The organism is Sulfitobacter sediminis, assembly GCF_040811725.1.
GTDB lineage: Bacteria > Pseudomonadota > Alphaproteobacteria > Rhodobacterales > Rhodobacteraceae > Sulfitobacter > Sulfitobacter sediminis.
Genome location: NZ_JBFNXX010000085.1, coordinates 1 through 1,380 on the forward strand (window position 1 = coordinate 1; position 1,380 = coordinate 1,380).

Annotated in this window: 1 protein-coding gene; it reads right to left on the reverse strand. The window is 61.5% G+C overall.

All coding sequences use genetic code 11. The features are described from left to right. Nucleotides 1-272: 272 nt before the first annotated feature. Nucleotides 273-1,301: an IS110 family RNA-guided transposase gene (locus tag AB2B41_RS23245; RefSeq protein ID WP_367880209.1), complete on the reverse strand. Its 1,029-nt coding sequence runs from the start codon at nt 1,299-1,301 to the stop codon at nt 273-275. Nucleotides 1,302-1,380: the final 79 nt, after the last annotated feature.

Below are 1,380 nucleotides of genomic sequence, written 5' to 3' on the forward strand. Positions count from 1 at the left end.
GATTTGTGCAACATGTATAACCGCCCCGTGCGCAAGAGGTAATTTCAGAGCCGATTTTGGCGCGCCATCGGGTGCTGACATGTATCCGGCCTCTTTTGCGGCAATGGTCATGCCGCGGGCCCGTATGGTGTTCGAAGATCGGGTCCAGATCAAAGCCGCGCGCTCGAAGGCACTCTGTTGCACACTGGTTCTCCCGATCCCGTCTCACGACTGTTGCGCCAAATTGCTCCTTGCCCTTTTGTGCTCCGACGTCCTCGCGGCCGCTGGTCGGCTTATGCCGCCGCGACCGGAGACTGGTAGACACCGCCCCGGGCCATCAGCGCCCAGACGATGCGTGCCATCTTGTTCGCCAGGGCAACCCGAACCAGCATCGCGGGCTTGCGCGACAGCAGATCACCCAGCCATGTGCCGGGTTGCGCTTCCCGATGGACGTGCCGCTTGATGATCACGCTGTTGGCCCCGATGATTAGCAAACGTCTGAGCGACCGTTCACCCATCTTCGTCGTTGCCCCCAGTCGTTGCTTCCCGCCGGTTGAATGCTGCCGTGGGACCAATCCGAGCCAGGCTGCGAAATCGCGCGCCTTGCGAAACGTCTCGGGTGGCGGCGCAAGCGTCGCTATGGCCGTGGCGATAAGCGGCCCGATGCCTGGAACCGTCATAAGCCGTCGGGCAACATCGTTCTCCCTGGCGCAGCGGACAATCCTAGCGTCGAGCTCTGCGATCTGCGTTTCGAGTTGAGTCAATGTTCCGATCATGACCTGCAAAGTGGCCGTCGCCTCGGCAGGCAGACCGCTTTCCGGATCGTCGACGATGGCAATCAGCTTCGACGCATTGGACACCCCCTGCGGAACCACCCGTCCGAACTCGGCCAGATGACCACGCAGGGCATTGATCACCTGGGTGCGCTGACGGATCAGAAGTTCGCGCACCCGGAACACCATCGCCGCGCCTTGGGTCTCCTCGCTCTTCACCGGCACGAAGCGCATTGTCGGCCGTATCGCTGCTTCGCAGATCGCCTCGGCGTCGGCAGCATCGTTCTTCTGGCGCTTGACGAAAGGCTTCACGTAGGCAGGGGGGATCAGCCGCACCTGATGGCCAAGCTTGCGGATCTCGCGACCCCAATAATGAGCGCCACCGCAGGCCTCCATCGCCACGACACAAGCCGGCAGTTGGTCGAAAAACTCCAGAACCTGTCCCCGACGCAGCTTCTTGCGCAAGATCGCTCGACCAGCACTGTCGGCGCCATGCACCTGAAACACATTCTTCGCCAGATCGAGCCCAACCGTGATAATCTCCGACATGACCGTCCTCCTTTGTGGATCATCGCAGACCCACCTTGGCACATAGATGCCGTCGGGGGGCGGTCACATCATCAAAGCC

Coding starts and splice junctions, on each gene's coding strand:
- AB2B41_RS23245 (WP_367880209.1), bottom strand. CDS start 1,301: ATGTCGGAGATTATCACGGTTGGGCTCGATCTGGCGAAGAATGTGTTT.